General features: G+C 60.7%; 20 protein-coding genes. 5 read left to right on the forward strand and 15 right to left on the reverse strand.

Annotated elements, in window-relative coordinates; genetic code table 11:
- Positions 1-12: 12 nt before the first annotated feature.
- Together tadA and AC07VV_RS22595 are read right to left on the reverse strand one after the other, a co-directional pair.
- Entirely contained in the window at positions 13-510 is a 498-nt protein-coding gene (tadA, locus tag AC07VV_RS22590; protein ID WP_495037531.1) for a tRNA adenosine(34) deaminase TadA, read from the reverse strand.
- Positions 510-1,886, reverse strand: a complete 1,377-nt coding sequence (locus tag AC07VV_RS22595; RefSeq protein WP_495037532.1) for a multicopper oxidase family protein — start codon at positions 1,884-1,886, stop codon at positions 510-512. The genes tadA and AC07VV_RS22595 overlap by 1 nt, the downstream gene beginning before the upstream one ends.
- Positions 1,887-2,139: 253 nt before the next feature.
- Between AC07VV_RS22595 and AC07VV_RS22600 the strand changes: the two genes are divergently transcribed.
- Positions 2,140-6,483, forward strand: a complete 4,344-nt coding sequence (locus tag AC07VV_RS22600) for a membrane-targeted effector domain-containing toxin (protein WP_495037554.1) — start codon at positions 2,140-2,142, stop codon at positions 6,481-6,483.
- A gap of 99 nt (positions 6,484-6,582) precedes the next feature.
- Here AC07VV_RS22600 and guaA read toward each other — a convergent pair whose 3' ends face one another.
- From guaA to AC07VV_RS22620, 4 genes are all read right to left on the reverse strand, one after another.
- The gene (guaA, locus tag AC07VV_RS22605) at positions 6,583-8,160 is read right to left on the reverse strand and encodes a glutamine-hydrolyzing GMP synthase (RefSeq protein WP_096818575.1); all 1,578 of its coding nucleotides are present in this window, start codon (positions 8,158-8,160) and stop codon (positions 6,583-6,585) included.
- 99 nt (positions 8,161-8,259) lie between these two features.
- Positions 8,260-9,729, reverse strand: a complete 1,470-nt coding sequence (gene guaB, locus AC07VV_RS22610) for an IMP dehydrogenase (protein WP_085709413.1) — start codon at positions 9,727-9,729, stop codon at positions 8,260-8,262.
- Between the two features lie 115 nt (positions 9,730-9,844).
- Positions 9,845-10,393 carry a sugar ABC transporter ATPase gene (locus AC07VV_RS22615; RefSeq protein WP_192558923.1) on the reverse strand — a complete coding sequence of 183 codons (549 nt, stop codon included), beginning with the start codon at positions 10,391-10,393 and terminating at the stop codon, positions 9,845-9,847.
- 73 nt (positions 10,394-10,466) lie between these two features.
- The gene (locus AC07VV_RS22620; protein ID WP_495037533.1) at positions 10,467-11,234 is read right to left on the reverse strand and encodes a sulfite exporter TauE/SafE family protein; all 768 of its coding nucleotides are present in this window, start codon (positions 11,232-11,234) and stop codon (positions 10,467-10,469) included.
- Positions 11,235-11,334: 100 nt separating this feature from the next.
- Here AC07VV_RS22620 and AC07VV_RS22625 point away from each other — a divergent pair, with 100 nt between their 5' ends.
- From AC07VV_RS22625 to leuA, 4 genes are all read left to right on the forward strand, one after another.
- Entirely contained in the window at positions 11,335-12,222 is an 888-nt protein-coding gene (locus AC07VV_RS22625) for a LysR family transcriptional regulator (RefSeq protein WP_495037534.1), read from the forward strand.
- A 10-nt stretch (positions 12,223-12,232) separates the two neighbouring features.
- Positions 12,233-13,612, forward strand: coding sequence for an exodeoxyribonuclease VII large subunit (gene xseA / locus AC07VV_RS22630; RefSeq protein ID WP_495037535.1), 1,380 nt, complete (start codon positions 12,233-12,235; stop codon positions 13,610-13,612).
- A gap of 3 nt (positions 13,613-13,615) precedes the next feature.
- Positions 13,616-14,437, forward strand: coding sequence for a peptidoglycan DD-metalloendopeptidase family protein (locus AC07VV_RS22635; protein ID WP_495037536.1), 822 nt, complete (start codon positions 13,616-13,618; stop codon positions 14,435-14,437).
- A gap of 343 nt (positions 14,438-14,780) precedes the next feature.
- Positions 14,781-16,460, forward strand: a complete 1,680-nt coding sequence (leuA, locus tag AC07VV_RS22640) for a 2-isopropylmalate synthase (protein ID WP_096818584.1) — start codon at positions 14,781-14,783, stop codon at positions 16,458-16,460.
- A gap of 72 nt (positions 16,461-16,532) precedes the next feature.
- On the opposite strand, the gene AC07VV_RS22645 is transcribed toward leuA, so the two are convergent.
- From AC07VV_RS22645 to pilW, 9 genes are all read right to left on the reverse strand, one after another.
- Positions 16,533-17,324: an amidohydrolase gene (locus AC07VV_RS22645; RefSeq protein ID WP_495037537.1), complete on the reverse strand. Its 792-nt coding sequence runs from the start codon at positions 17,322-17,324 to the stop codon at positions 16,533-16,535.
- Entirely contained in the window at positions 17,312-18,460 is a 1,149-nt protein-coding gene (locus tag AC07VV_RS22650) for a pyridoxal phosphate-dependent aminotransferase (RefSeq protein WP_495037538.1), read from the reverse strand. Before AC07VV_RS22650 ends, AC07VV_RS22645 begins: the two co-directional genes overlap by 13 nt.
- A gap of 155 nt (positions 18,461-18,615) precedes the next feature.
- Positions 18,616-20,088 (reverse strand): ribosome biogenesis GTPase Der, encoded by a 1,473-nt coding sequence (der, locus tag AC07VV_RS22655; protein WP_096818590.1) that lies wholly within the window; start codon positions 20,086-20,088, stop codon positions 18,616-18,618.
- Between the two features lie 137 nt (positions 20,089-20,225).
- On the reverse strand, positions 20,226-21,377 hold the full coding sequence (gene bamB / locus AC07VV_RS22660) for an outer membrane protein assembly factor BamB (protein ID WP_096818592.1): 1,152 nt from the start codon (positions 21,375-21,377) through the stop codon (positions 20,226-20,228).
- Positions 21,370-22,011 (reverse strand): tetratricopeptide repeat protein, encoded by a 642-nt coding sequence (locus tag AC07VV_RS22665; protein ID WP_096818595.1) that lies wholly within the window; start codon positions 22,009-22,011, stop codon positions 21,370-21,372. The genes bamB and AC07VV_RS22665 overlap by 8 nt, the downstream gene beginning before the upstream one ends.
- A gap of 41 nt (positions 22,012-22,052) precedes the next feature.
- Entirely contained in the window at positions 22,053-23,342 is a 1,290-nt protein-coding gene (hisS, locus tag AC07VV_RS22670) for a histidine--tRNA ligase (protein ID WP_192558927.1), read from the reverse strand.
- Positions 23,343-23,364: 22 nt separating this feature from the next.
- Complete coding sequence (ispG, locus tag AC07VV_RS22675) at positions 23,365-24,474, reverse strand: flavodoxin-dependent (E)-4-hydroxy-3-methylbut-2-enyl-diphosphate synthase (protein ID WP_020795607.1); 1,110 nt, start codon at positions 24,472-24,474, stop codon at positions 23,365-23,367.
- A 3-nt stretch (positions 24,475-24,477) separates the two neighbouring features.
- The gene (locus AC07VV_RS22680; protein WP_495037539.1) at positions 24,478-25,527 is read right to left on the reverse strand and encodes a RodZ domain-containing protein; all 1,050 of its coding nucleotides are present in this window, start codon (positions 25,525-25,527) and stop codon (positions 24,478-24,480) included.
- A complete protein-coding gene (gene pilW, locus AC07VV_RS22685; protein ID WP_495037540.1) occupies positions 25,527-26,285 on the reverse strand; it encodes a type IV pilus biogenesis/stability protein PilW in 759 nt (252 codons plus the stop codon). Before pilW ends, AC07VV_RS22680 begins: the two co-directional genes overlap by 1 nt.
- Positions 26,286-26,293: the final 8 nt, after the last annotated feature.

Here is a 26,293-nt window from a genome sequence, read left to right on the forward strand (position 1 = left end):
ACAGATTTTTATTCAGTCTGCAGGTTTCGCGCGGCGTGCCCGGAAGAATTCGGTCAGCACGGCGCCACACTCCTCCGCCAACACCCCGCCTTCATACAGCACTCGATGGTTGAGAAAGCCCTGAGTGAAGAACTGCCCCTGGCTCTGCACAATCCCGGCCTTGGGCTCCAGCGCGCCATACACCACGCGAGCAACCCGCGAATGCACGATCAGCCCGGCGCACATGCTGCACGGTTCCAGCGTCACGTAGAGCGTGCTGCCCGGCAGGCGATAATTGCTGACTGCCTGAGCGGCGGCACGGATAGCAACCATCTCCGCATGTGCACTCGGATCGCTCCCCGTGATCGGGCAGTTGAAGCCGCGACCGATGATCTCGCCGTCCTGCACCAGCACCGCGCCCACCGGCACTTCGCCGAGGGCTGCGCCTTGGGCGGCCAACGCCAATGCTTCACGCATGAAGTCGCGATCACGGCTGCGGTCGATGATCGCCGCGGGGCGAATCTGGCGCATCACTTCACCTCGATGGCGGCCATCAGGCCGGTTTCCATGTGGTCGATCACGTGGCAGTGGAACATCCACACCCCCGGGTTATCCGCCACCAGCGCCACTTGCGCGCGCTCGTTCTTGCCCAGCAGATAAGTGTCGGTGAAGTACGGCACGATCTTGTGCCGGTTCGACGCAATCACCTTGAAGCTCATGCCGTGCAGGTGGATCGGGTGCTGGTACTGGGTCATGTTCTTCAGTTCGAAAATATAGCTCTGGCCCAGTTTCAGGCTGGCGATCGGCCGGTCGGCGCAGGTCTTGTCGGTGATGTCCCAGGCCTTGCCGTTGATCTGCCACAGGCTCGGCGGCTTGCCGTTGTCGACATTCACCGACACCGAACCGACCCATTCGAAATTGAAGTTGAGTTTCTCGGCATTGGCCAGGTCAGGCTCCGCGACCGGGTTGGCCGGGAGAGCCTTCGGCCAGTCGGTCGGCGAGTCATTGTTGGCCACCGAACGCAGGGTACCCAAACGTACCGGGCCGTTGCGCAACGACAGTTCCTCACCGGCCGGCGGCGCCTTGATCGCCAGGCAGATGCGCATGCCCGGACCCAGCCAGTATTCCTTGCCCAACGGGCGCGGCTCGACCGGGTTGCCGTCCAGCGCATAGATCTGCGCTTCGACGCCGGGAATATTGATGCGATAGGTCAGGGTGTTGTCGAGGTTGAGCAGGCGTACGCGGGTGATCTGCCCCGCCGGCAACTCGATCACCGGCGAAGGCACACCGTTGATGGTCGACAGCCGACCCGCCGTGCCGCCACGGGCCGCTTCGCGCGGAATGCTGAACTCGACGAAGTTGCCCTCGTCGTCGATGTGCCAGTTTTTCAGGCTCAGGGTCTTTTCGTACTTGAAGCCTGTCGGCTCGCGCTCTTCGACGATCAACGGCCCGACCAGCCCACGACCGAGTTCTTCGCTACTGCTGACGTGCGGGTGATACCAGTAGCTGCCGGCGTCCGGCACACGGAATTTGTAATCGAAGTATTCGCCCGGCAGCACCGGCAATTGCGAGACGTACGGCACGCCGTCCATCTCCAGTGGCAGGCGAATGCCGTGCCAGTGAATGGTCGTCGCGACCGGCAGGTGATTGATGAACCGCACCCGCAGCCATTCGCCCTGACGTACGCGCAACTCAGTACCCGGCGCCGACGGGCCAAACGCCCAGGCTTCGGTCTTGTGCCCTGGCACCAGCTCGACGTCCAGTGGCGCGGCGATCAGCTCATAGTCATGCCCCGCGTCGGCATCGGCCATTTTGCCCAGCCAGTAACGCGACGCGCCCCCCGCGCCCACACCAACGACAACAAGACCGGCCAGGCCACCGAGGATTTGGCGACGGGTAAAGGACATGAACTCAACTACCTCACGTATCTGCGGCGGGCCCGCAGACCCGTAAAGGGCGAATACGATACACCTGCAATTGCGAAACAGTAAGGGCAGCGCGGCGACTGGCCGCAGTTCCTCAGAGCGAAAAGCAGGACTCAACTGCTGCAAATTGCCGGGTTTTCGTACTGGATCCTGATCGTTTTCCCATACGTCACGCCTATTGTTCCGACACCCGTTACACACAGCAGCCGACAGACCCTTCCTACGCCCGCCTGAAATGATCCGGTCCCATCCGTACCACCCTCAAGGAAAGATCGTGGACACATCCGAAAACACTGCATTACCCAATGTTGCCGACAAACTGGTCCTGAAAAATCTTGTACCCGCACTGGTTCAGGCCTGCCCCGACATGTACGAAATGGCCTGTGATATCGCCAGGGATATCCTGCGCAAACATGGCGTGGATCATCTGGACCCAGAACAGGTTTACTGGCACCGCTTCAAGTTCTCCAGCAGCAGCTGGAAAGCCTTCACGGGCTGGGAACATCATGGTGCCCGGCCAACCGAGTCCATGACCTTGCCGCAACTGGTGATCCAGCGGTTCCGCGTCGGTGATCAGGACAACTCGGACATGCTCGATGTCGATGGGGGCTTTTACACGACCGGACCGGACGCCGAGGACTTCGACGAAACCAATGAAGTGCGGTTGCACGGCAACGAGGTGCTGAAGGATTTCTGGGCGATCAACTTTGCCGATCTGTTCAATCAAAAGGTCGCCTCGTTCTGGAAAAAACACACCAGGACGTTCCGCAGCCTGGCCAAGTGCACCTTTCTCGCCCAGGCCATGGAGGATCGCGAGGGTGGCCGGTTGTCGGACGAGAACTTCCGAACCGTGATCAAGGCTGTCGCCGGCAATGTGAGCTGGCCCGTCACGTTGCAGATGCTGGAGGAGGATGCTGCGCCCGCCAAGGGAATGCATCTGAGCCTGCTGAAGGTGGGGGGTTATGTAGCGACCGATATTCTGTGCATCACCGACGTCAATGGCCGAAAGATCCTCTACACCCCCGGAGAAATCTGGGGTCTGCATGCCTTCGAGACAGCGAAGGATCTGCATTGGTGGGTGTTGTCGCAAACCCGTAAACCGGCTGACCGCCAACGTTTCCTCGCGCACTTTCAAGTGGCCGATCACGACATCATGGAAGACACCTCATGGCGCGACGCTGCGAAACCGGGGTGGCTCCCCCTGTTGAGTCCCGGGACATATCTGCTCACTGAGATATTCCGCCCGCCGCATGTCGAAAATGTCGGGCTCAATCATGTCCTGGATCTGCTGGTCAGCGCCTGGGACTGCGCCGATCACTCCCTGATCGAACACACCAGCGAGACGTTCAAGAGCGACGCCTTCACCTTCCTCGCCAGCGCCACTCACGCCAGGATGATCAGCGACGCCACGTTCATGATGCACACCAATGGCGATCTGCGGAAAAAGCTGTGGATCGGCTATCTGAATGCTTTCGGGCGCATGTTCGGCCCGATGGCGGCTGTCGGCTGGCCAGTAGCGCTGGCGGTCGTGGGTGCCGGCATTGCCAACGTCGGGTTGCAGATTGATCAGGCGGTCAATGGCAAGACACCCGGCGAGCGCAAGGCTGCCGTGACGGGCGCCATCTTCGCGACAATCGATACCCTGTTCAACGCCACCTTCCTCAAGGGCAGTGGCCGTCTGCCGGAAATAGCCGAGGCCAGTGCTGTTTTCGCACCGGAAGAAAAACTCGCCGAAGCGGTGCTTGCCCGCCCCTCACTGCCCCCGCTGGAGGACATCGCCCCGACACGTATCCTGCCCGCGCAGCCAGAGGATTTTCTCGCCTCATTCAAGACTGAAATCACTGAGGGCACCCGCGTCGAAACCGGCGATCCCAAATTGCAGGAGATCATCCTGACCGCGTCGGGCAAACGGTACATTTACATGCGCCGCGCGGGGAGCGACGGCTTTTACCAGGTGCGCTATGTCGAACAACTACGCGGCTGGGTGATTATCGATCCCGCCAATCCTTTCTCGTTTTACCGCAATGTCCCGGTCCGTTTGAACGAAGCACTCAGGTGGGAACCCGTCGCACGCCCCGGCCTCAAGGGCGGCATGAAGATTTTCGGCAAGTGGCCCTTCGGACACACTGCCGATCCACTGCCCGAAGTGGTCGTGCAGCCACTGGCGTACGACGTGCCGCAGACCTCGCGGCCAGCGTTGCAACCTGTGGCCGAAGCGCAGGTGGACGATTTCCCCCTGGATCCTCAGGACAGCAGCGACCGCTTCTATCAAGACTTCAAAACCCTGCGTCGCGGCCTGTATGACGATGCCATAGACGCCTATGCCACCGCCGAATTCCCGCCTCGACCGCTGGTCCCAGCCTTCAAACCCACGACACCGTTCACTGAAATGACCAAGCGCCTGTTCAAGGACGGCACCGGTCTGGTGATCGGTCAGGACAGCTCGGTAATCGGTGCCCGACGGCTACTTGTCGACAACCTCAAAGCGCTGAACAAGCAAAAGATCAGAACCCTTTATCTGGATCACTTGCTCACGGATTTCCATCAAACGGATCTGGATGTTTTCCATCAGACCGGCAAGATGCCGCCCGCCCTCGAACGATATCTGAAGGCTTTGGACGTCCGGTTCAAGACTGATCCGGCCGGGCCGCACTCCTACACCGAGCTGGTAAAAGCCGCGCAGAAAAACCACATCCGCGTGCAGGCCATCGACAGCATGGCCACCCGGCGCTTTCCACAGATGGAAGGCACCACGGAAGTCAGCAACCGGAAAATGATGAATTACTACTCGGACACCGTGATTCAAGCCGATCAAGCCGCACGAGGTGCTCATCGCTGGGTCGCACTGGTTGATGAAGCCCGCGCCAGCCGCTTCGACAAGGTTGCCGGGCTGAGTGAGCTGGAAGGAACGGTCGCACTGCGCGTCGAGGAAAGCGCGCTCGGTCAGGCTCAGGGACTGACCACCGACCCGGGAAAAAAGATCAAGGACATCCTGGAACGTCCCTTGGACGAGTTGAAAAGTGACCTGCGCCTGCAACTGAGCGCCCCGCCACCGATGGCAACAGCTCGCTCGCTGGAGGAGGCGTTGCCCAAGCCTGGCATGTTCATGGTGCAGGAGCCTTCCACCCTTGTTCACCGCAGCGGCGATGGCAGCCTGGTGCGCACGCCGATCCAGCAGGACACCGCCGGTTTTTCCATCCTCCGGCCTAAGTGGTCAGCCGTCAGCAGGCGTCACTTCGACAGCTTGCATGAGTTGCTGGAAGCCATTGAACACGAAGGCCTCACACAGGTACGCGTGCGTATCGACCCAACCGTCACACCCGGTCAGTCGCCAGACATTCAACCGTCCATCCCGGTGACCGAAGCGCCGCCCGCCCCGGATTTGATGGTCAAGGATCCACCTCGCTTTACCTCGCCGTATGAGATTCCGGTGCAGGCGCGTGCGGAGCTGAAAAATGTTGCCCGGGGCAACGACAGCCATCTGTTGGGCGACGCCCTCAAGTCATGGAGCGGCAATTCGCCTCTCGACACTTTCAAGGCGCTGCGAGGGCAACTGCACGAGGCGGCGGTGCGCTTCTATGCCGAATTGCGCCTGCCGGTGCGTCCGTCGATGGATTCGCTGACAGCGGGACTGTCGGGGCAAACATTCATCGAGCGGGTATTCGCAGAATTTCGTGGGCTGGTCATCGGCGAAAGTCATTCCGGTGTCGGCAGCAAACAATGGCTGATCGACAATATGCAAACCCTGGCCAACAAGGGTGTGAAGACCCTCTACTCCGAGCACCTGCTCACGGACTTCCATCAGGCCGCGCTGGACAATTACGCCAGGACTTCGGTCATGCCGCGGGATCTGGAGAACTACCTGATTCAGCTCGACAGCGGTCACATGACCGATCCGCTGCAACGCTACACCTTTCTCAATCTGGTCAAGGAAGCCAATCGCAACGGAATACGCGTTCAGGCCCTCGATTGCCTGGCCAGCTATCGGGTTGAAGGAATGAGAACGGCTGACCTGTCGGCGCGCCAGAGAATGATGAACTACTACGCTCACACCGTGATCGAGGCCGACCAGACGGCTCGCGGGCCGCATAACTGGGTGGCACTGGTGGGAAATTCCCACTCCAACACCTTTGAAGGCGTTGCCGGTGTCAGTGAGATAGAAGGTGCCGTCGGCTTGCGCGCCGAAGATGTCGCAGAAGGTCAGTCCGGTGGTATCGAAGCGGATCCCGGTAAAAGTCTCGGCGATCAAATGGGCAAGAATGAGGCGCTCGTCAAAGGCGACCTGCGCCTGCAAGTCGAAACGCCGTGGTTTGCGCGGACGAACTCAGAGATTGAACGGCTACTTTCCCGACCGGGTATGTATACCTTGACCAAGAAACTGCGCAACACACTCCTGGTTCATCGCAGCCGCACCAACCTTATCGTGGAAACTGATATTCGCTTCGAATCCGACCGCGTGTTCATTGAGCGGCCCGAATGGCCCACCGTGCATGAAAAACGCTTCGCCAATCTCCAGGCGCTGCTGAAGGCGCTTGATGAACGAGGCATGAAACTGGCCGGCTGGTCCAAGCCGTTGTAATCGACGTCTGATCACCAGATACAGAAAAGCCGCGTGAAACATCGTTTCACGCGGCTTTTTGTTGATCCCTTGCTTCAAACCATCATGGCTTGCGCGGGATCACTCCCACTCAATGGTCGCCGGCGGCTTGCTCGACACGTCGTAAGTGACGCGGGAGATGCCTTCGATTTCATTGATGATGCGGCCGGAAACGGTTTCCAGCAGTTCGTAAGGCAAGTGTGCCCAACGCGCGGTCATGAAGTCGATGGTTTCCACGGCACGCAGGGCCACGACCCAGGCGTAACGGCGGCCATCGCCAACCACGCCAACCGACTTGACCGGCTGGAATACTACGAATGCCTGGCTGACCTTGTGGTACCAGTCGGCCTTGCGCAGTTCTTCGATGAAGATGTGGTCGGCGCGACGCAGCAGGTCGGCGTATTCCTTCTTCACTTCACCGAGGATCCGCACGCCCAGGCCCGGGCCCGGGAACGGGTGACGGTAGACCATGTCGTACGGCAGGCCCAGTTCCAGGCCCAGACGACGGACTTCGTCCTTGAACAGTTCGCGCAGTGGCTCGACCAGTTTCAGGTTCATCTCTTCCGGCAGGCCGCCCACGTTGTGGTGCGACTTGATCACGTGCGCCTTGCCGCTTTTCGCGCCAGCCGACTCGATCACGTCCGGGTAGATGGTGCCCTGAGCCAGGTACTTGATGTTGTCCAGCTTGCAGGATTCGGCATCGAACACGTCGATGAAGGTGCGACCGATGATCTTGCGCTTCTTCTCCGGGTCGGCTTCGCCGGCCAGGTTGTTCAGGAACTGGTCTTCAGCGTTGGCGCGGATCACCTTGACGCCCATGTTCTCGGCGAACATGGCCATCACTTGCTCGCCTTCGTGCAGACGCAGCAGGCCGTTGTCGACGAATACACAGGTCAGTTGATCACCGATGGCCTTGTGCAGCAGCGCCGCAACCACCGAGGAATCCACACCGCCGGACAGGCCCAGCAGCACGTTGTCGGTGCCGACCTGCGCGCGGATGTTGGCGATGGCGTCTTCGGCAATCTTCGACGGGGTCCACAGCGCTTCGCAACCGCAGATGTCGAGGATGAAGCGCGACAGGATGCGACCGCCCTGCTTGGTGTGGGTCACTTCCGGGTGGAACTGCACGCCGTAGTAAGCGCGCTCATCGTTGAACATGCCAGCGATCGGGCAGCTCGGGGTGCTGGCCAGGATGTGGAAGTCTTCCGGCATCTTGGTGACCTTGTCACCGTGGCTCATCCACACGTCGAGGCCGAACAGGCCGTCGGCGTCGATGTGGTCTTCGATGCCGTCGAGCAGGCGGCTCTTGCCGACCACATCAACGCGGGCATAACCGAACTCACGCAGCTCGGAACCTTCAACCTTGCCACCCAGTTGCTCGGCCATGGTCTGCATGCCGTAGCAGATACCGAAGACCGGTACGCCCAGGTCGAACACCGCTTGCGGGCAGCGCGGGCTGTTGGCTTCGTGCACGGACTCGGGGCCGCCGGCGAGGATCACGCCTTTTGGCGCAAATTGGCGAATGGCTTCCTCGTCCATGTCGAACGGATGCAGTTCGCAGTACACGCCGATCTCGCGCACGCGGCGGGCGATCAGTTGGGTGTACTGCGAACCGAAGTCGAGGATCAGGATGCGGTGAGCGTGAATGTCGAGGGCCATGATTCAGTCTCGTCTAAGTAATTCAGAAACAGTCTTGATTCAGAAACGACTCGGGGCTGAATAAAACAGCCCCGGTCATTTAACGTTTTGCTTGAAGCCTCAACCTACGCGGTAGTTTGGCGCTTCTTTGGTGATCTGCACGTCGTGAACGTGGGATTCGGCCATGCCGGCACCGGTGATCCGCACGAACTCAGGCTTGGTGCGCATTTCTTCGATGTTGGCGCTGCCGGTGTAACCCATCGAGGAACGCAGACCGCCCATCAACTGGTGAATGATCGCGCTCAGGGTGCCCTTGTAAGGAACACGGCCCTCGATGCCTTCCGGAACGAGCTTCTCGGCGCCTGCCGAGGAGTCCTGGAAGTAACGGTCGGAGGAACCTTGAGCCTGGGACATGGCGCCCAGCGAACCCATGCCGCGATAAGCCTTGTACGAACGGCCCTGGAACAGTTCGATCTCGCCCGGTGCTTCTTCGGTACCGGCGAACATCGAGCCCATCATCACGCAGGAAGCACCGGCAACGATGGCCTTGGACAGGTCACCGGAGAAACGGATGCCGCCGTCGGCGATCAACGGAACACCGGTACCTTCAAGGGCAGCGGCGACGTTGGCGATGGCACTGATTTGCGGAACGCCGACACCGGCGACGATACGGGTGGTGCAGATCGAGCCAGGGCCGATACCGACTTTGACAGCGTCGGCGCCGGCTTCGGCCAGAGCCTTGGCGGCTGCGCCGGTGGCGATGTTGCCGCCGATCACCTGCACTTCAGGGAAATTCTCTTTGACCCAGCGAACGCGATCGATCACGCCTTTGGAGTGACCGTGAGCGGTGTCGACCACCACCACGTCCACACCGGCATTGACCAGCGCGGCAACGCGGTCACCGGTGTCTTTACCGGTACCGACCGCAGCGCCGACACGCAGACGACCTTGATCGTCCTTGCTGGCCAGCGGGTAAGCCTTGGCTTTTTCGATGTCTTTGACGGTCATCATGCCTTTGAGGGCAAACTTGTCGTCGACGATCAGGACTTTTTCCAGGCGGTGCTTGTGCAGCAACTCGCGGACTTCGTTCTTGTTGGCGCCTTCGCGAACAGTGACCAGACGCTCTTTAGGCGTCATCACTTCACGAACGGTGGCTTCCAGACGGGTTTCGAAACGCACGTCACGGGAAGTGACGATGCCGACCAGGTCGCCATCGTGCAGCACCGGAACGCCGGAAATGTTGTGCATGCGGGTCAGTTCGAACAGATCACGTACCGTGGCGTCAGCCTCGATGGTGATTGGGTCCTTGACCACACCGGCTTCGAACTTCTTGACCTTGCGGACTTCGGCAGCTTGCTGCTCGATGGTCATGTTCTTGTGGATAATGCCGATGCCACCTTCCTGAGCCATGGCGATTGCCAGACGGGCTTCAGTAACGGTGTCCATGGCGGCAGAAACCAGAGGAATATTCAGTTCGATGCCACGGGTGAGGCGGGTCTTGAGACTGACTTCGTTAGGAAGCACCTCGGAATAACCAGGCACTAAAAGAATGTCGTCGAAGGTCAGAGCTTCTTGGCTGATACGCAGCATCGCGGGGGCTCCCGAGCGGGAAAATGGAAGCGCGCCATTATAGTCAGACACCCCTTCGGGTTCAATGTAAAACTTGTCTTATATCAATGTTGCTGATGTACGGGAAAAGCAGCCCCTACAACTCGACCTTGACCCAGCTCACCGGTTGATCCAGCCAGTCGGCGAATTCGTCGATGAAACTCTGCTTGAACCCCGCCTCCAGCCAGTTGTTGAAGATGAAACCGAGGTTGGAAAACCCGCACTCCTGCAAATACAGAAAACCGTTGATGTCATCTTCATGCCCGCACTCGGGGCAGGTGAAGTTGTCGGTACGGCCCGGCATCCAGTCTTCCAGGCTTTCGAACAGCGCTTCGCCGATCTCCTGACGGCACTCGGCGCAACCGGCCTCTTCGAGAAAGCCTTTGGCCGGGGTGTAGATGCAGCGTTTGGTGACGACCTCCAGACCATTGATCGGCTCACCGAACGGCAGCGCCTCGGGGTGCAGCACCACCGCGCGGGCGCCATCGGCGATGGCGTAGGCCATGCGATTGCCGGTGCGCCCACAGGTGCTCAGTTCTTCCTTGACGATATTCTTGCGCACCAGCCAGCGCAGGATCGCTCGAGCCCGGGGTTCGTGCACCGGCAGGTTGGAGATTTTCGGGACGATGATGCTTTGGGAATTCATGGTGCAAGCCTGCTGCGTCAAAGGATGTTCTGCGACGAACGCGGCCGGCAGCTTAATCCCTGAGACAATCCGGTCAAGTGCTTAAATAGCGGCCGATCAGCGCCAGACCGCTCGCCAGCACCAGCCAGGTCACCAGCCGCACGAAGGCCTCGCGGGACAAGCGCTTGGTCAGCCGCCGTCCAATCCACAGTCCCAGCGCCATGGCCGGCAACAGACACAACGCCAGCATCAACAAGGGTAGCTCGGCATACACCCCGGCGATGGCGAACAGGCTCAAACGCACCACCGTGCTGCAACTGATCAGCGCACTTTGCGTGGCCCGGGCCGCGTCCTTGGGCAGTCGGCTGTTGAGGTAGATCGCATAAAGAAAGCCGCCACTGCCAAACAACGCGCCGAACAGTCCGCCCACCGTGCCCATCGGCAACGCCCACATCGCGGACAACTGCGCCGGCCGGGCCTTGATCCACAAGCTGTAAACCGCGTAGGCACTGATGAACAGCCCCATCAACAGCAACAACAGGTCGGACTTGAGGTTAAGCAGGAAAATCACCCCCAGCGTGCAACCCACCGCCATGCATGGCAGCAGCCGCAGCAATTCCGGTTTCGCCACATCGCGCCGCGACGGCAGCAGATTGCCGAAAGCAGCGACGAAATCCAGCAGCACCAGCAACGGCACGATCTTCGACAACGGCATGAACAGAATAAGGATCGGCCCCGCCACCAGCGCCGTACCGAACCCGGCAATGCCGAACACGATGTAGGCCAGCGCGATGGCCAGTCCGATCACCACCCAGCCCTGCACGCCCCACGACCATTCGCTCACCAACCCCGCCACGCTCATTCGCTCGCTTCCTATATAAGCCTGCGATGACTTTAGCCAGCGCCGAGGGTTGCGACTAATATCATCGAAACCGCCAAGCCATCTCGAAAAGGCATGCCTCGTGCTTTCAACCCGTCAATTGCGTTATTTCGTGGAAATCGCCGAGAGCGGCAGCTTCAGTGCCGCGGCCGAACGCCTGTTCATTGCCCAGTCGGCGCTGAGCCGGCAGATCAAGGACATGGAAAACCGCCTGCAAACACCGCTGTTCGAACGTACCGCGCGCCAGCCCCGGCTCACCGCCGCCGGCGAAGCGTTTTTGCCCCGGGCGAGGAACCTGCTCAACGAATTGAACAAGGCCAGCACCCTGGCCACGGAAATCGGCCAGGGCCAGCGTGGCACCTTGCGCCTGAGCCATTCCAGCACCGTACCGATCAGCGGCCGATTGTTGCGCGACATGAGCACCTACCTGGAGCAACAGCCCGGGGTTTCGCTGGACATCGGCACTCTGTCTTCGGAGGCACAGCTTGAAGAGTTGGCCGAGGGACGGCTCGACATCGGACTTTTGCGTCTGCCGGTTCTGCGCCAGCGCGAGGGCGTTCAGGTTGTGCCGCTCTACACCGAGCGCTTGCTGCTTGCTGTGCCGGAGAATCATCGACTGGTATTGCATGATGCAGTCGATCTGGCGCAATTGAAGGACGAAGCATTCATCTCCATCCCCCATCCGCAGCGCGGCGGACTGAGTTATTTGTGCGCAGACCTGTGCATGCGTCACGGCTTTTTCCCCCAGGCTGCGCGGGTGATGTCGCGCAAGACCACGCAATTGCAGTTGATCCAGGCCGGATTCGGCATCGCTCTGCTGCCGGAATCGATGCAGGACATCGCGCCCGCTGGTGTGAGATTTCTGCCGCTGACCGGCGATTGCCAGAGCACTGTCGCCCTCGCCTCTCGCCAAGATCCCACACCTTTGGTGCAACACTTCCTCCAGACATTCACCGGCGAAAGCCTTTAAACTGCGCCCCATGATTAAAGATCCCTTTGCAAGACTCGGCCTCGACCGCGAAGTCCTGACCGTCAGCCAGCTCAACGGCCGCGCGCGGGTGTTGCTCGAAGACGTGTTCAGCAACATCTGGGTCGAAGGCGAAATTTCCAACCTCGCCCGCCCGGCGTCCGGCCACGTGTATTTCACGCTCAAGGACAGCGGCGCGCAGGTACGTTGTGCGCTGTTCCGCCAGAACGCCGCGCGGGTGCGTCAGGCGCTGAAGGATGGTCTGGCGGTCAAGGTACGCGGCAAGGTCTCGCTGTTCGAAGGGCGTGGCGACTATCAGTTGATCCTCGACACCGTGGAGCCTGCCGGTGACGGCGCCCTGCGTCTGGCCTTCGATGCCTTGAAGGAAAAACTCAGCGCCGAAGGCCTGTTCAGTGCCGAGCGCAAGGTGCCGCTGCCGGCGCACCCGCAGCGCATCGGTATCATCAGTTCGCCGACCGGCGCGGTGATTCGCGACATCATCAGCGTGTTCCGCCGCCGCGCGCCGCAGGTGCAACTGACGCTGATTCCCACCGCCGTTCAGGGCCGCGAAGCCACCGCGCAGATCGTCCGCGCCCTGAAACTCGCAGATGCCCGTGGCTTCGACGCGCTGATTCTTGCCCGTGGCGGCGGCTCGCTGGAAGACCTCTGGTGCTTCAACGAAGAGGCCGTGGCCCGGGCGGTGGATGCCTGCGTGACGCCGATCGTCAGCGCGGTCGGGCATGAAACCGATGTGTCGATCAGCGACTTTGTGGCTGATGTTCGCGCACCGACTCCCTCTGCGGCGGCCGAATTGCTTGCCCCGGATTCCAGCCACCTGATCCGTCAGGTCGAAAGCCTGCACCGTCGGCTGGTGATGCGCATGCGCGATCGATTGATGCGTGACCGTCTGCGTCTTGAGGGCATGGCCCGTCGTCTGCGTCATCCCGGCGAACGATTGCGCCAGCAGGCACAACGCCTGGATGACCTGGACATGCGCATGCGCCGGGCGTTCGAGCGCCAGCTCAACACCCGCCGCGAACGTCTGATCCGCCTGGAAACCCGCCTTGCCGGGCAACACCCGGGACGACAACTGGCCCTGTTGCGCCAGCGTCTCGACAGCCTCGCCGAGCGCCTGCCACGAGCAATGAACGAAGGCCTGAAACGACGCCGTTTACAGTTGCAAAGCCAGATGCAGACCCTGCATGTGGTCAGCCCGCTGGCGACGCTTGGTCGTGGCTACAGCATTCTGCTCGACGAACGCGGCAACGCGATCCGCGACGCAGCGCAAACCCACACCGGCCAGCGCCTCAAAGCCAAACTGGGCGAAGGCGAACTGCAAGTGCGCGTCGAGGACAATCACCTGACACCTGTCACCCTCTCTTTACTGGACTGATCCATGCCGCGCTTTCTTGCTCCGCTGTTGTTGCTGTGCCTGACCTTCAACGCCCACGCCGACAGCTACATCACCCGGCTGCTGAACAAACCGGTACCGGGCGGCGTCGCGGTCGTCGATCTGGGCACCGCCGCGCAAGCGCCGAAAGCCACGTATCAGGGCAAACCGGTGCTGGTGGTCAAGGAACAGAACAACTGGCTGGCGATTGTCGGCGTACCGCTGACCGTCAAACCCGGCACCCAGCAGATCAGCAGCGGCGGCCGAAACCTGAACTTCAGCGTCGGCAACAAGAAATACCCGGAACAGCACATCACCCTGAAGAACACTCAGCAGGTCAATCCGAACCCGGCCAACCTGAAGCGCATCGAGGGCGAACTGGCCGAACAGATCAAGGCCTACCGCAGTTTCAGCCCGAATACGCCGAGCAACCTGCTGCTCGACAAACCGGTCAACGGGCCGCTGTCGAGCAAGTTTGGCGTGCGCCGTTTCTTCAACGGTGAAGAGCGCAACCCTCACGCCGGCCTCGACTTCGCGGTGCCGGCCGGCACACCGATCAAGACCCCGGCGGCGGGCAAGGTGATCCTGATCGGCAATTACTTCTTCAATGGCAACACCGTGTTCGTCGACCACGGCCAGGGCTTCATCAGCATGTTCTGCCACATGTCGAAGATCGATGTGCAGAACGGTCAGCAACTGGCGCGCGGTGCGGTGGTGGGCAAGGTGGGGGCCACGGGTCGCGCGACCGGGCCGCACATGCACTGGAACGTCAGCCTGAACGACGCGCGGGTGGATCCGGCGATCTTTATCGGCGCATTTCAACCCTGATTCCAGGCTGAGCCTCCTCCCGCAGGGATTGCGCACGACGAATGGTCTGCGCAATCCTCGCCAACAATTGCCGCCATATCAAGAATAAAATCTCGGAAAAAACTGCTTTCCGGGTATTCCTCTCAATTTTTTTCGACTGCTTGCCATCCTCAGCCCCCGCGGTTAGGGTTGAAGGCATGAAAACCTCTCACACCCTTATTCAGCTTCGCCAGCACCGCAGCCTGTGCCTCGTCAGCGCACGACTGCCGGGCTGAATCGCTGCGCCTCGTCCCAAGCTTCTACCCGAACATTCGTTCCACCGGCAGGCCGCCTCTTTTCGGCCCAGACAATAAGGAATTTCCCGATGAGCATGCTCAAAGACCCGTCTTCGAAATACCGCGCGTTTCCTGTGATCAACCTGCCGGATCGCACCTGGCCGTCGAAAACCATCGATGCCGCGCCAATCTGGTGCAGCTCCGACCTGCGTGACGGCAACCAGTCGTTGATCGAGCCAATGGACGCGGTGAAAAAGCTGCGCTTCTGGAAAACCCTGGTGCAGGTAGGTGTGAAAGAAATCGAGGCGTCGTTCCCGGCGGCTTCGCAAACCGACTTCGACTTCGTGCGTACCCTGATCGAAGAAGGCCACATCCCGGACGACACCACCATCCAGGTGTTGACCCAGGGCCGTGAAGACCTGATCGAGCGCACCTTCGAATCCCTGCGCGGGGCGAAGAAGGCGATTGTTCACCTGTACAACGCCACCTCGCCTTCTTTCCGTCGCATCGTGTTCAACCAGGACAAGGACGGGATCAAGGCCATCGCCGTGAACGCCGCCAAGCTGTTCGTCAAATACGCAGCCATGCAGCCGGACACCGAGTGGACCTTCGAATACTCGCCGGAAACCTTCAGCGCCACCGAGCTGGAATTCGCCAAGGAAGTCTGTGACGCCGTGATCGAGGTCTGGAACCCGACGCCTGAGCACAAGATCATCCTCAACCTGCCGGCCACCGTTGAATGCGCGACCCCGAACGTCTACGCCGACCAGATCGAGTGGTTCCACCGCAACATCAACCGTCGTGACAGCGTGATCATCAGCCTGCACACCCACAACGACCGTGGCACCGGCGTGGCCGCCACCGAACTGGGCCTGATGGCTGGCGCCGACCGTGTCGAAGGCTGCCTGTTCGGCAATGGCGAGCGTACCGGTAACGTCGACCTCGTCACCGTGGCACTGAACATGTACACCCAGGGCCTCGACCCGCAACTGGACTTCTCCGACATCGACGGCGTGCGCAAAGTCGTCGAAGAGTGCAACCAGATTCAGGTTCACCCACGTCACCCGTACGTTGGCGACCTGGTACACACCGCGTTCTCCGGCTCCCACCAGGATGCGATCCGCAAGGGCTTCGCCCAGCAGAAATCCGACGCACTGTGGGAAGTACCGTACTTGCCGATCGACCCGGCCGACATCGGTCGCAGCTACGAGGCGGTGATCCGCGTCAACAGCCAGTCGGGCAAGGGCGGCATCGCCTACCTGCTGGAACAGGAATACGGCATCAGCCTGCCACGTCGCATGCAGATCGAGTTCAGCCAGGTCGTGCAGCGTGAAACCGATCGCCTGGGCCTGGAGATGACCGCCAAGCAGATTCATTCGCTGTTGATCAGCGAGTACCTGCAAGCCAACACCCCGTACGCGTTGGTCAGCCATCGCCTGCAGGAAGAAAACGGCAACAGCGCCGTCGAAGTGGAAGTGGCGAGCAAGGGTCAGGGCGAAACCAACCTGCACTGGCGTGGCAAGGGCAACGGCGCGCTGGAAGCGCTGGTGGCCGGTCTGCCGATTCCGGTGGAGATCATGGACTACAACGAACACGCCATCGGCGCGGGCACCAACGCCAAGGCCGCGGCGTACATCGAACTGCGTGTGAACGGCGAACGTGCGGTACACGGCGTGGGCATCGATGAAAACATCACCACGGCCAGCTTCAAGGCACTGTTCAGCGCGCTGAACCGCTCGCTGAGCCAGCCGGAAGCGAAAGCAGCGTAAATCACCGCTGAAATACAAAAGGCCCCGGGGTTTGCACCTCGGGGCCTTTTTCGTTCTGGGTGATCACGACTATCAGGTGAACTCGAAGGTGTCTGCGTCCAGATTCGCCGGGAACCGCTCGCGGTAAGCAGCAAGCGATGCCGCTTCCAGAACCACCTTGAACACCCCATCGGCCTCCCCCGCCGCGAGCAAGGTTTCGCCCTGGAAGTCCAGCACCTGACTGTCGCCGGTGTAGGCAAAGCCCTTGCCGTCGGTACCGACCCGATTGACCGCCGCTACATAGCACAGGTTTTCGATGGCCCGGGCCGGCAGCAACCGGTTCCAGTGCTGACGCCGTGCACCCGGCCAATTGGCGGTGTACAGCAGCAGGTCGGTGTCTTGCGCATCACGACTCCATACCGGGAAACGCAAGTCGTAGCAGATCAGCGGACGCACCCGCCAGCCCTTGAGCTCGAACTGCACCTGACGTTCGCCGGGGGTGTAGTGATTGTGCTCGCCGGCCATGCGGAACAGGTGGCGCTTGTCGTAATGCCACACCTCACCGTCCGGTCGAGCCCACAGCAAGCGGTTGCGGTGACTGCCGTCTGCGGCCTGGATGATCACGCTGCCAGTGACGACGGCATCCAGTTTCGCCGCCTGGGCCCGCAGCCATTTGCTGGTCGGTCCGTTTTCGGCTTCGGCCAGGGTTTCGGACTCCATGGAGAATCCGGTGGTGAACATTTCCGGCAGGATGATCAGGTCAGCACCGCGCGCCTGCTCCAGCAAAGCGTCGAAATGCTCAAGATTGGCCTGACGATCATGCCAGGCCAGGCTGGTCTGGATCAGCGCCAGATTGAGATCGGGTAAAGCACTCAGATCACGCATAGTTTTGCCGCCGCTTCCCGCAGCGTCTCCTCGCGTTTGGCAAAGCACAGACGCACCAGGCGCTGGCCTTCGGGTGGATTCTGGTAGAACACCGACACCGGGATACTGGCTACGCCATGCTCGCGGGTCATCCACATCGCCATCTCGACATCGTTCAAGTCAGGACGGATCTGCGAGTAATCGACCAGTTGGAAATAGGTGCCGGTGACCCGGGTGAAGCTGAATCGCGAAGGCTCCAGCAAATCGCAGAACAGATCACGCTTGGCCTGATAGAAACCCGGCAGCTCCTCGACGTGTTCCGGATGCTCGGCCATGTAATCGGCCAGGGCGTACTGCAGCGGTGTCACACCACAGAAGCTCACATACTGGTGCACTTTGCGCAGCTCGGCCGTCAGGGCCGGAGGCGCCACGACGTAGCCGGTTTTCCAGCCAGTGACGTGATAGGTCTTGCCGAACGAACTGACCACGAACGCGCGCTGATACAGCTCTTCATGGGCCAGCACGCTGACATGTGGAACGCCGTCGAAGACCAGGTGTTCGTAGACTTCGTCGCTGATCACATAGATATCGCGACCACGAATCAGCGCCGCCAACTGGTCGAGCTCGGCACGACTGATCAGCGCGCCGCTCGGGTTATGCGGGGTGTTGAGGATGATCATCCGCGTGCGCGGGCTCAGGGCTGCACTGAGTTGGTCGAAGTCGATGGAGAAATCATTCAGGCCCAACTGCACATGCACGCAGCGCCCGCCGGCCAGTTCCACCGACGGCTCATAGCTGTCATAAGCCGGGTCGAACACGATGACTTCGTCGCCGCTGTGGATAACCGCCTGGATCGCACAGAAGATCGCCTGGGTCGCACCGGGGGTCACGGTCACTTCAGTGTCGGTATCCACGGTGGCGCCATAACTACGAGCGATTTTGGCTGCGATCTGCTGACGCAACGCCGGCAGGCCGGTCATCGGCGAATACTGGTTATGGCCACTGGCAATATGCCGACCGACCGCATCGCGCAGCGACTGCGGGCCGTCGAAATCGGGAAAACCCTGGGACAGGTTGATGGCTCCGGTCTGTGCCGCGAGCTGAGACATCTGCGTGAAAATAGTGATGCCGACATTCGGCAGCTTGCTGGTAATCATCGGGGTTCCCTGCTCTGCCCCGGCACTGACGACGGCGCGGGAGAGCCCGAGGATAGCCCATCCGGCGCCCATAAAAAAAGGGCGCCAAACGGCGCCCCTTCTCTCTCGATGATCGTTCCTGTGCTGTGCATGGAAACGATCAACGGGCAGCGACCTTACTTCTTGTCGCGGCGCTTCTTGCTGGCCTTCTTGTTGTGCGACATCAAACGACGCTTCTTGTTGACCTGGCGGTCGGTCAGCGTGTTCTTGTTGCCTTCGTACGGGTTCTCACCACCCTTGAACTCGATACGGATCGGCGTACCGACCAGTTTGAGCACACGGCGGTAAGTGTTTTCCAGATAGCGCACGTAGGACTTCGGCACTTTCTCGATCTGGTTGCCGTGGATCACGATGATCGGCGGGTTCGCGCCACCCAGGTGAGCGTAACGCAGCTTGATCCGGCGGCTGTTGACCATCGGCGGCTGGTGCTCGCTGACCGCGTCTTCGAGGATCTGGGTCAGGCGGCTGGTCGGCCAGCGGGTGACCGCGGACTTGAACGAGTTCTGCACCGAAGCATAGAGGTTGCCCACGCCGGTACCGTGCAGTGCCGAAATGAAGTGGATGTCGGCGAACTCGACGAAGAACAGGCGACGTTGCAGCTCGATCTTCACGAAGTCGCGCTCGCTCGGCGTCATGCCGTCCCACTTGTTGATCGCGATCACCAGCGCACGACCCGCCTCAAGGGCAAAGCCCAGCAGGTTGAGGTCGTGATCGACCACACCTTCGCGGGCGTCCATCACGAAGATCACCACGTTGGCGTCTTTGATCGCCTGCAGGGTTTTGACCACGGAGAACTTTTCGACTTCTTCGTGGATCTTGCCGCGCTTGCGCACACCGGCGGTGTCGATCAGCGTGTACTTCTCGTCGTTACGTTCGAACGGGATGTAGATACTGTCGCGGGTGGTGCCGGGTTGGTCATAGACGATTACCCGGTCTTCACCGAGCATGCGGTTGACCAGCGTCGACTTGCCAACGTTAGGACGACCGATGATGGCGATCTTGATGCCGTCTTTTTCGCTCGGGCCAGGAATGCGCTTGGCTTCCTCGCCTTCGGCAACGATCTCTTCCTCTTCGCCTTCCGCCGGCTCGTCATCATCGCGCGGGAAATCGCTCAGGGCGGCTTCCAGCAATTGAGTGATGCCGCGACCGTGGGCGCCAGCGATCGGAATCGCGTGGCCCATGCCCAGCGGGGCGAATTCGGCGCGGGCCATTTCCGGGTCGATGTTGTCGACCTTGTTGGCAACCACGTGGGAACGCTTGTTACGTTTGCGCAAGTGCTCGGCGATCATCTGGTCGGCAGCGGTGAAACCGGCCTTGGCATCTACCAGGAACAGAACGACATCCGCTTCTTCAATGGCCAGCAGCGACTGCTCGGCCATTTTTTCGTCCATACCATGTTCGTCACCGGAGATACCGCCGGTGTCGATCAGAATGTAGGAACGCCCTTGCCACTTGGCCTCACCGTACTGGCGATCACGGGTCAGACCGGACAAGTCGCCGACGATGGCGTCGCGAGTCCTGGTCAGGCGGTTGAACAAGGTGGACTTGCCGACGTTCGGTCGGCCCACCAGGGCGATTACGGGAACCATGCGGCTCTCCACTTCGTTATTTCAGAAAATACAAAAGCCGCTGCGAGGCAGCGGCTGGTGCTCGGGGCAACGCCAGAAAGCGCTGCAAGCCCCGGAATACCGGGGCCGCCTGGGGGGGTTAACCCCAAGCATAGTTGTTACTTGATGGTCAGGGCTTCCAGTTTGCCGCTGTTGCCATACACATAAATCGTGTCACCCACCACCAGCGGACGGGCACGCAGGCCGTCGCTGTCGATGCGCTCGCGGCCGACGAAACGACCGTCCACCTGACTCAGCAGATGCAGGTAACCTTCCAGGTCACCGACTGCAACGTAGCTGGAGAACACTTCCGGTGCCGACAGTTGACGGCGGGCCAGCGAATCGTTGGTCCACAGTGCAGTGGTCGAACGTTCATCGACGCCTTCAACGGTGCCCGAAGACAGGCTCACGTAGACGTTGCCGAAGCCCTGAGCGATACCGGCGTAGCTCGACGCATCGCGCTGCCACAGTTGACGGCCGCTTTCCAGGTCCAGTGCCGCAACGCGACCCTGATAGCTGGCAACGTACAGCGTACCGCCGGACAGCAGCAGACCGCCGTCGATGTCGACCACGCGCTCCAGTTCCGAACGACCTTGCGGAATCGCGATCCGTTGTTCCCAGACCGGCACGCCGTTGGAAATGTCCAGAGCGATCACTTTACCGGTCGACAGGCCAGCCACCGCGAGGCGGTTGGTCACGAGCGGTGCGCTGGTGCCGCGCAGAGTCAGCACGGCTGGCGTGCTGTCATACACCCAACGTTGTTGACCGGTGGAAGCATCCAGACCGATCAGACGATCGTCCTGGGTCTGCACAACCACGATGTCACCGTTGTTGGCAGGTGGCGCCAGCACTTCACTGGTCACGCGAGCGCGCCATTTCTCTTCACCGTTGATGGTGTCGAGTGCAATGACTTCGCCTCGCAGGGTGCCGACCAGCACCAGACCGTAACCCACGCCAACGGCGCCGGAGACAGGCAGGTCAAGTTCCTTTTTCCACTTCACGTCGCCGTTGCTGCGATCCATGGCCATCACGATGCCGGTTACATCGGCCGCGTAGATGGTGTCACCATCGATCGCCGGTACCAGCATGTTGTAGGTTTCGCCCTGACCGTCACCGATCGAGCGGCTCCACTGCTTGTGCAGAACCACTTCTTCCTTGAAATCGGTCAGTTCGGCCGGTGGCAGTTCTTTTTTGCTGTTGCTGCTGCAACCCGCGGCCAGAAGGGCCAGAGCCAGCAATGCTGCATGCTTCCAACGGATCACGTCACGCATCCCCTTTGGCCAGGTCGTCCAGCTTGATTTGAAGGCCACCGACCGCCGCTTCATCCGACAGTGCCGCCTTGGCTTTTTGATACGCCGTGTTCGCTTCATCAGTGCGGCCCAGCTGTACCAGCAGGTCACCCTTGAGTTCTTCACGAGTGGCCAGGAACGACTTGTCGGCATCGCCTTCAAGCAGTTTCAGAGCCTCATCAGCTTTGTTCTGTGCTCCCAGCACCTGCGCCAGACGCTGACGGGCGATTTCGCCCAGTGCTGCGTTGGCCGGTTTGGCAACGATGGTTTTCAGCTCGGTCGCCGCGTCGTCCAGCTTGCCGCTGTCGACCGCTACCTTGGCCACGAACAGGCTGCCGTACTGCGCGTAGGCAGTCCCGCCGAATTCGCTGTTGAGCTTGCCGGCCAGATCCGCAACGCGCGCGGCGTCAGGCTTGCCATCCGGGGTCAGCGTGGTTTCCAGCAGTTGCTGATAGAGCACCGAGGCGCCTTGCGACTGGTTGCTCTGATACTTGTGAAAAGCCTGCCAGCCGAACACGATGACCAGCGCCAACAGGCCGCCAGTGACCAGAGGTTTGCCGTTGCGTGTCCACCAGTCCTTCAAATCCGCCAACTGTTCGTCTTCGGTACTCGACACCCCAATACTCCTTAATCGCTAAATCGGCTGTTTAGACAGCTTCAACCCTGCACGACGCAGGTGGCCAGGTGTGCTGCGAGCGCATCCCAGGCAATACTTTGTTGTTCGCCCTGGCCACGCAGGGGTTTGAAACCTACCACTTGCTGGGCCATTTCGTCGTCACCGAGGATCAGTGCGTACAGCGCACCGCTCTTGTCGGCTTTCTTGAACTGGCTCTTGAAGCTGCCGGCGCCGGCATTGACTTGCAGGCGCAGGTTGGGCAGTTGGTCGCGTACACGCTCGGCCAGGGCCAGACCGGCCAGCTCTGCTTCTTCGCCGAAGGCACAGAGATAGACGTCGACCTGACGGGAGATTTCTTCCGGAATCTGCTCCAGGGTTTCCAGCAGCAGCACCAGACGCTCGATACCCATGGCGAAACCGACGCCCGGGGTCGGCTTGCCACCCATCTGCTCGACCAGACCGTCGTAACGGCCGCCCGCGCACACGGTGCCCTGGGCGCCGAGCTTGTCGGTGACCCATTCGAATACGGTTTTGCTGTAGTAATCGAGGCCGCGTACCAGTTTCGGGTTGAGCACGTAAGGAATGCCGACGGCATCCAGACGAGCCTTCAGGCCTTCGAAGTGGGCACGGGATTCGTCATCCAGGTAGTCGGCCATCTTCGGCGCATCGACCAGGACGGCCTGTGTGTCGGCGTTCTTGGTGTCGAGCACGCGCAGCGGGTTGGTCTTCAGGCGACGCTGGCTGTCTTCGTCCAGTTTGTCGTGGTGCGCCGAGAGATACTCGACCAGCGCTTCACGATAACGGCCACGGGACTCGCTGGTGCCCAGGCTGTTGAGTTCGAGCTTGACCGCATCGCGGATACCCAGCTCGCCCCACAGGCGCCAGGTCAGCACGATCAGTTCGGCGTCGATGTCCGGACCGTCGAGATTGAAAACTTCCAGACCGATCTGGTGGAACTGGCGATAACGGCCTTTCTGCGGACGCTCGTGACGGAACATCGGGCCGATGTACCAGAGTTTCTGGACCTGGCCACCGCCGGTGATGCCGTGCTCGAGCACTGCACGCACGCACGCTGCCGTGCCTTCCGGACGCAGGGTCAGGGAGTCGCCGTTGCGGTCGTCGAAGGTGTACATCTCTTTTTCGACGATGTCGGTCACTTCACCGATGGAGCGCTTGAACAGCTCGGTGAACTCGACGATCGGCATGCGGATCTGCTTGTAACCGTAGTTATCCAGCAAACGCGAAACAGTACCTTCGAAGTAGCGCCATACCGGCGTCTGTTCCGGCAGGATGTCGTTCATGCCACGAATGGCTTGCAGAGACTTGCTCACAGAAATTCCTTAATTCGTTCGATCAGCCGCGCGCGATAACCGCTGCGTCAGCTTCGACCTTCTCGGCCGCTTTCTCGCGGATCAGCCTTTCGAGCTCGTCCACCAGATTGTCATTCGTCAGTTTCTGCGACGGCTTGCCGTCGATGTAAATCAGGTTCGGCGTGCCGCCGGTCAAGCCGATATGGGCTTCCTTGGCTTCGCCGGGGCCGTTGACCACGCAACCGATCACCGCGACATCCAGCGGCACCAGCAGGTCTTCAAGGCGCCCTTCCAGCTCGTTCATGGTCTTGACCACATCGAAGTTCTGCCGCGAGCAGCTCGGGCAGGCGATGAAGTTGATGCCACGGGAACGCAGATGCAAAGACTTGAGAATGTCGTAACCGACCTTCACTTCCTCGACCGGATCGGCCGCCAGCGAGATGCGGATAGTATCGCCAATCCCCTCGGCGAGCAGCATACCTAGGCCCACGGCGGATTTCACTGTACCGGAGCGCAATCCACCGGCTTCAGTGATGCCCAGGTGCAGCGGCTGGACGATTTCCTTGGCCAGCAAACGATAGGCTTCGACGGCCATGAACACGTCGGAAGCCTTCACGCTGACCTTGAAGTCCTGAAAATTCAGGCGTTCGAGGTGCTCGACGTGACGCAGTGCCGACTCGACCAGCGCGGCCGGGGTCGGTTCGCCGTATTTCTTTTGCAGGTCCTTTTCCAGGGAACCGGCGTTGACGCCGATGCGGATCGGAATCCCGCGGTCACGGGCGGCATCGACCACCGCACGCACGCGATCTTCACGACCGATGTTGCCCGGGTTGATCCGCAGGCAATCGACACCCAACTCAGCCACGCGCAAAGCGATGCGGTAGTCGAAGTGGATGTCGGCAACCAACGGCACCTTGACCAGTTGCTTGATCTTGCCGAATGCCTCGGCCGCGTCCATGTCCGGCACCGAAACCCGCACGATGTCGACACCGGCGGCTTCAAGGCGATTGATCTGGGCGACGGTGGCAGCAACGTCATTGGTGTCGCTGTTGGTCATGCTCTGCACAGCGATAGGCGCATCGCCGCCGACAGGCACGTTACCGACCCAGATCTTGCGTGATTCGCGACGTTTGATTGGAGATTCGCCGTGCATGACTTATTGACCCAACTTCAGGCGAGCAGTCTCGCCACTGGTGAACGGAGCGATATCGACCGGTTGGCCGTTGTAGCTGACCTGCGCGGCCCGGGCAACGCCCAGACGAACAGCCAGCGGTGGCTTGCCAGCCACGGAGACGCTGTCGCCCTTGTGCTTGAGACCGCTGAACAACACTTTGCCGCTGCCGTCAGTGACCTGAGCCCAGCAATCGGCGGTGAATTGCAGTTGAACCTGGCCCTGGCCGGCAACCGGAGCTGCCGGGGCAACTGGCGCGGGTGCTGGAACAACAGCGGTCGGAGCGACAGGAGCCGTGACGACAGGTGCTGGTGTAGCCGGGACGTTTGGCGCAGGCGCGGCAGGAGCAGCCACCACCGGAGCCGGCGTGTGAACCGGTGCAGCAGCGGTTACTGCTGGAGCAGGCGTCACCGGAGCTGTTGCTGGAGCAGCAGCCTCGGCACCCGTCGACTCGGCAGCGGTTTCCGCTTGTGGCAGTGCCAGGGCGGTTGAACCCTCGGCCTCGCCTTCCGCGACGGCCTGGTCTTCCGGCTCGTCCAGCGGGTGAATCTGGGTGGTGCCGTCAGCGCCTTCTACTTCGACGTGCTCAGGCGCCAGCGTGGTCAGATCCTTGGTCCGCAACGAGGTCTGATCCTGCCACCAGACGAAACCGCCGCCGATGACCGCAATCAGCAGCAACAGGCTGACGATCCGCAAAATGGTGTGGGAAACCCGGACCGGTTCTTCGATCCGACCCAGGGCGTGGACGTTGCTGCCCTGGGAGTCGGTACCGGTGGACTGGTCGAACTGCTGGACCAGGACCGCCTGATCCATGCCGAGCAATTTGGCATAGGCGCGAATGTAACCGCGAGCGAAGGTATGCCCCGGCAGCTTGTCGAACGCACCGGCTTCGAGGTTGGTCAGGGAAGTCACGGTGAGGTTGAGCTTGAGGGCCACTTCGGCCAGCGACCAGCCATTGCTTTCGCGGGCCTGGCGCAAGGTCTCACCGGGGTTAACGCGATTCGCTGCTACAACTTCGGGATGCGCCGCTTTCATCATTGCTCCGACAGGTATTGCTGATATTCCGGCGTACCGGGATAGAGTCGTTTTAATTGCAGGCCCGCACTGGCGGCCTTGTCGCGATCTTCAAACACTTTTGCCAACCGAACCGCGAGCAACAGACTACGTGCATTTTGCTCGGACAGCTGGCTGAAACGGTCGTAATAGTCACGCGCGGGCACATAATGCCTGTCTTCGAATGACAACTCAGCCATTTCCAGCAATGCCCGTGGTTGCTGACGGTTCAAACGCAATGCTTTTTCCAGTTGCTGCTGGGCCAGATCACGCTGACCCAGCTTGGACGCCGTCATGCCGAGGTTCTCGAACACGCGCGAACGCTCAGGATACAGGGTATCGGCGGCGGCCTGTTCAAAACGCTCGTAGGCTTCCTTGTAACGCTTTTCTTCGTAGAGAAAACTGCCGTAATTGTTGAGGGTGCGGGCATCGGCGGGACGGGAGGACAGTGCCTTGCGAAAGTGCTCATCCGCCAGTGCAGGCTCCATCTCGGACTGGAAAACCAGCCCGAGGGCCGCGTTGGCGTCAGGATCCGAACTGTCCAGCTCGAGGGCCTTTTTCAACGGCACCTTGGCCCGCTCGGTCATGCCTTGCTGCAAGTATCCCAGTCCCAGCTGCACGTAGGCAGCCCGCGCTTCATCGCGGCCCTTGCTGGTCTTCATCGGGTTGTAATCGCCCGACAGGACACAGCCAGCACACAGGCTGGCCAACAGCAACAGCAGCGCAAAGCGCAGGGACATAGAGATCC

The sequence above is a fragment of the Pseudomonas sp. GW821-FHT02C04 genome (assembly GCF_059421845.1).

Bases quoted from the DNA above. Each gene is read 5' to 3' on its own strand.
- AC07VV_RS22595 (WP_495037532.1), bottom strand. From the start codon at position 1,886: ATGTCCTTTACCCGTCGCCAAATCCTCGGTGGCCTGGCCGGTCTTGTT.
- ispG (WP_020795607.1), bottom strand. From the start codon at position 24,474: ATGCACGGCGAATCTCCAATCAAACGTCGCGAATCACGCAAGATCTGG.
- guaB (WP_085709413.1), bottom strand. From the start codon at position 9,729: ATGCTGCGTATCAGCCAAGAAGCTCTGACCTTCGACGACATTCTTTTA.
- tadA (WP_495037531.1), bottom strand. From the start codon at position 510: ATGCGCCAGATTCGCCCCGCGGCGATCATCGACCGCAGCCGTGATCGC.
- bamB (WP_096818592.1), bottom strand. From the start codon at position 21,377: ATGCGTGACGTGATCCGTTGGAAGCATGCAGCATTGCTGGCTCTGGCC.
- leuA (WP_096818584.1), top strand. From the start codon at position 14,781: ATGAGCATGCTCAAAGACCCGTCTTCGAAATACCGCGCGTTTCCTGTG.
- AC07VV_RS22635 (WP_495037536.1), top strand. From the start codon at position 13,616: ATGCCGCGCTTTCTTGCTCCGCTGTTGTTGCTGTGCCTGACCTTCAAC.
- pilW (WP_495037540.1), bottom strand. From the start codon at position 26,285: ATGTCCCTGCGCTTTGCGCTGCTGTTGCTGTTGGCCAGCCTGTGTGCT.
- guaA (WP_096818575.1), bottom strand. From the start codon at position 8,160: ATGGCCCTCGACATTCACGCTCACCGCATCCTGATCCTCGACTTCGGT.
- AC07VV_RS22620 (WP_495037533.1), bottom strand. From the start codon at position 11,234: ATGAGCGTGGCGGGGTTGGTGAGCGAATGGTCGTGGGGCGTGCAGGGC.
- AC07VV_RS22680 (WP_495037539.1), bottom strand. From the start codon at position 25,527: ATGAAAGCGGCGCATCCCGAAGTTGTAGCAGCGAATCGCGTTAACCCC.
- AC07VV_RS22645 (WP_495037537.1), bottom strand. From the start codon at position 17,324: ATGCGTGATCTGAGTGCTTTACCCGATCTCAATCTGGCGCTGATCCAG.
- xseA (WP_495037535.1), top strand. From the start codon at position 12,233: ATGATTAAAGATCCCTTTGCAAGACTCGGCCTCGACCGCGAAGTCCTG.
- AC07VV_RS22650 (WP_495037538.1), bottom strand. From the start codon at position 18,460: ATGATTACCAGCAAGCTGCCGAATGTCGGCATCACTATTTTCACGCAG.
- AC07VV_RS22600 (WP_495037554.1), top strand. From the start codon at position 2,140: ATGATCCGGTCCCATCCGTACCACCCTCAAGGAAAGATCGTGGACACA.
- AC07VV_RS22615 (WP_192558923.1), bottom strand. From the start codon at position 10,393: ATGAATTCCCAAAGCATCATCGTCCCGAAAATCTCCAACCTGCCGGTG.
- der (WP_096818590.1), bottom strand. From the start codon at position 20,088: ATGGTTCCCGTAATCGCCCTGGTGGGCCGACCGAACGTCGGCAAGTCC.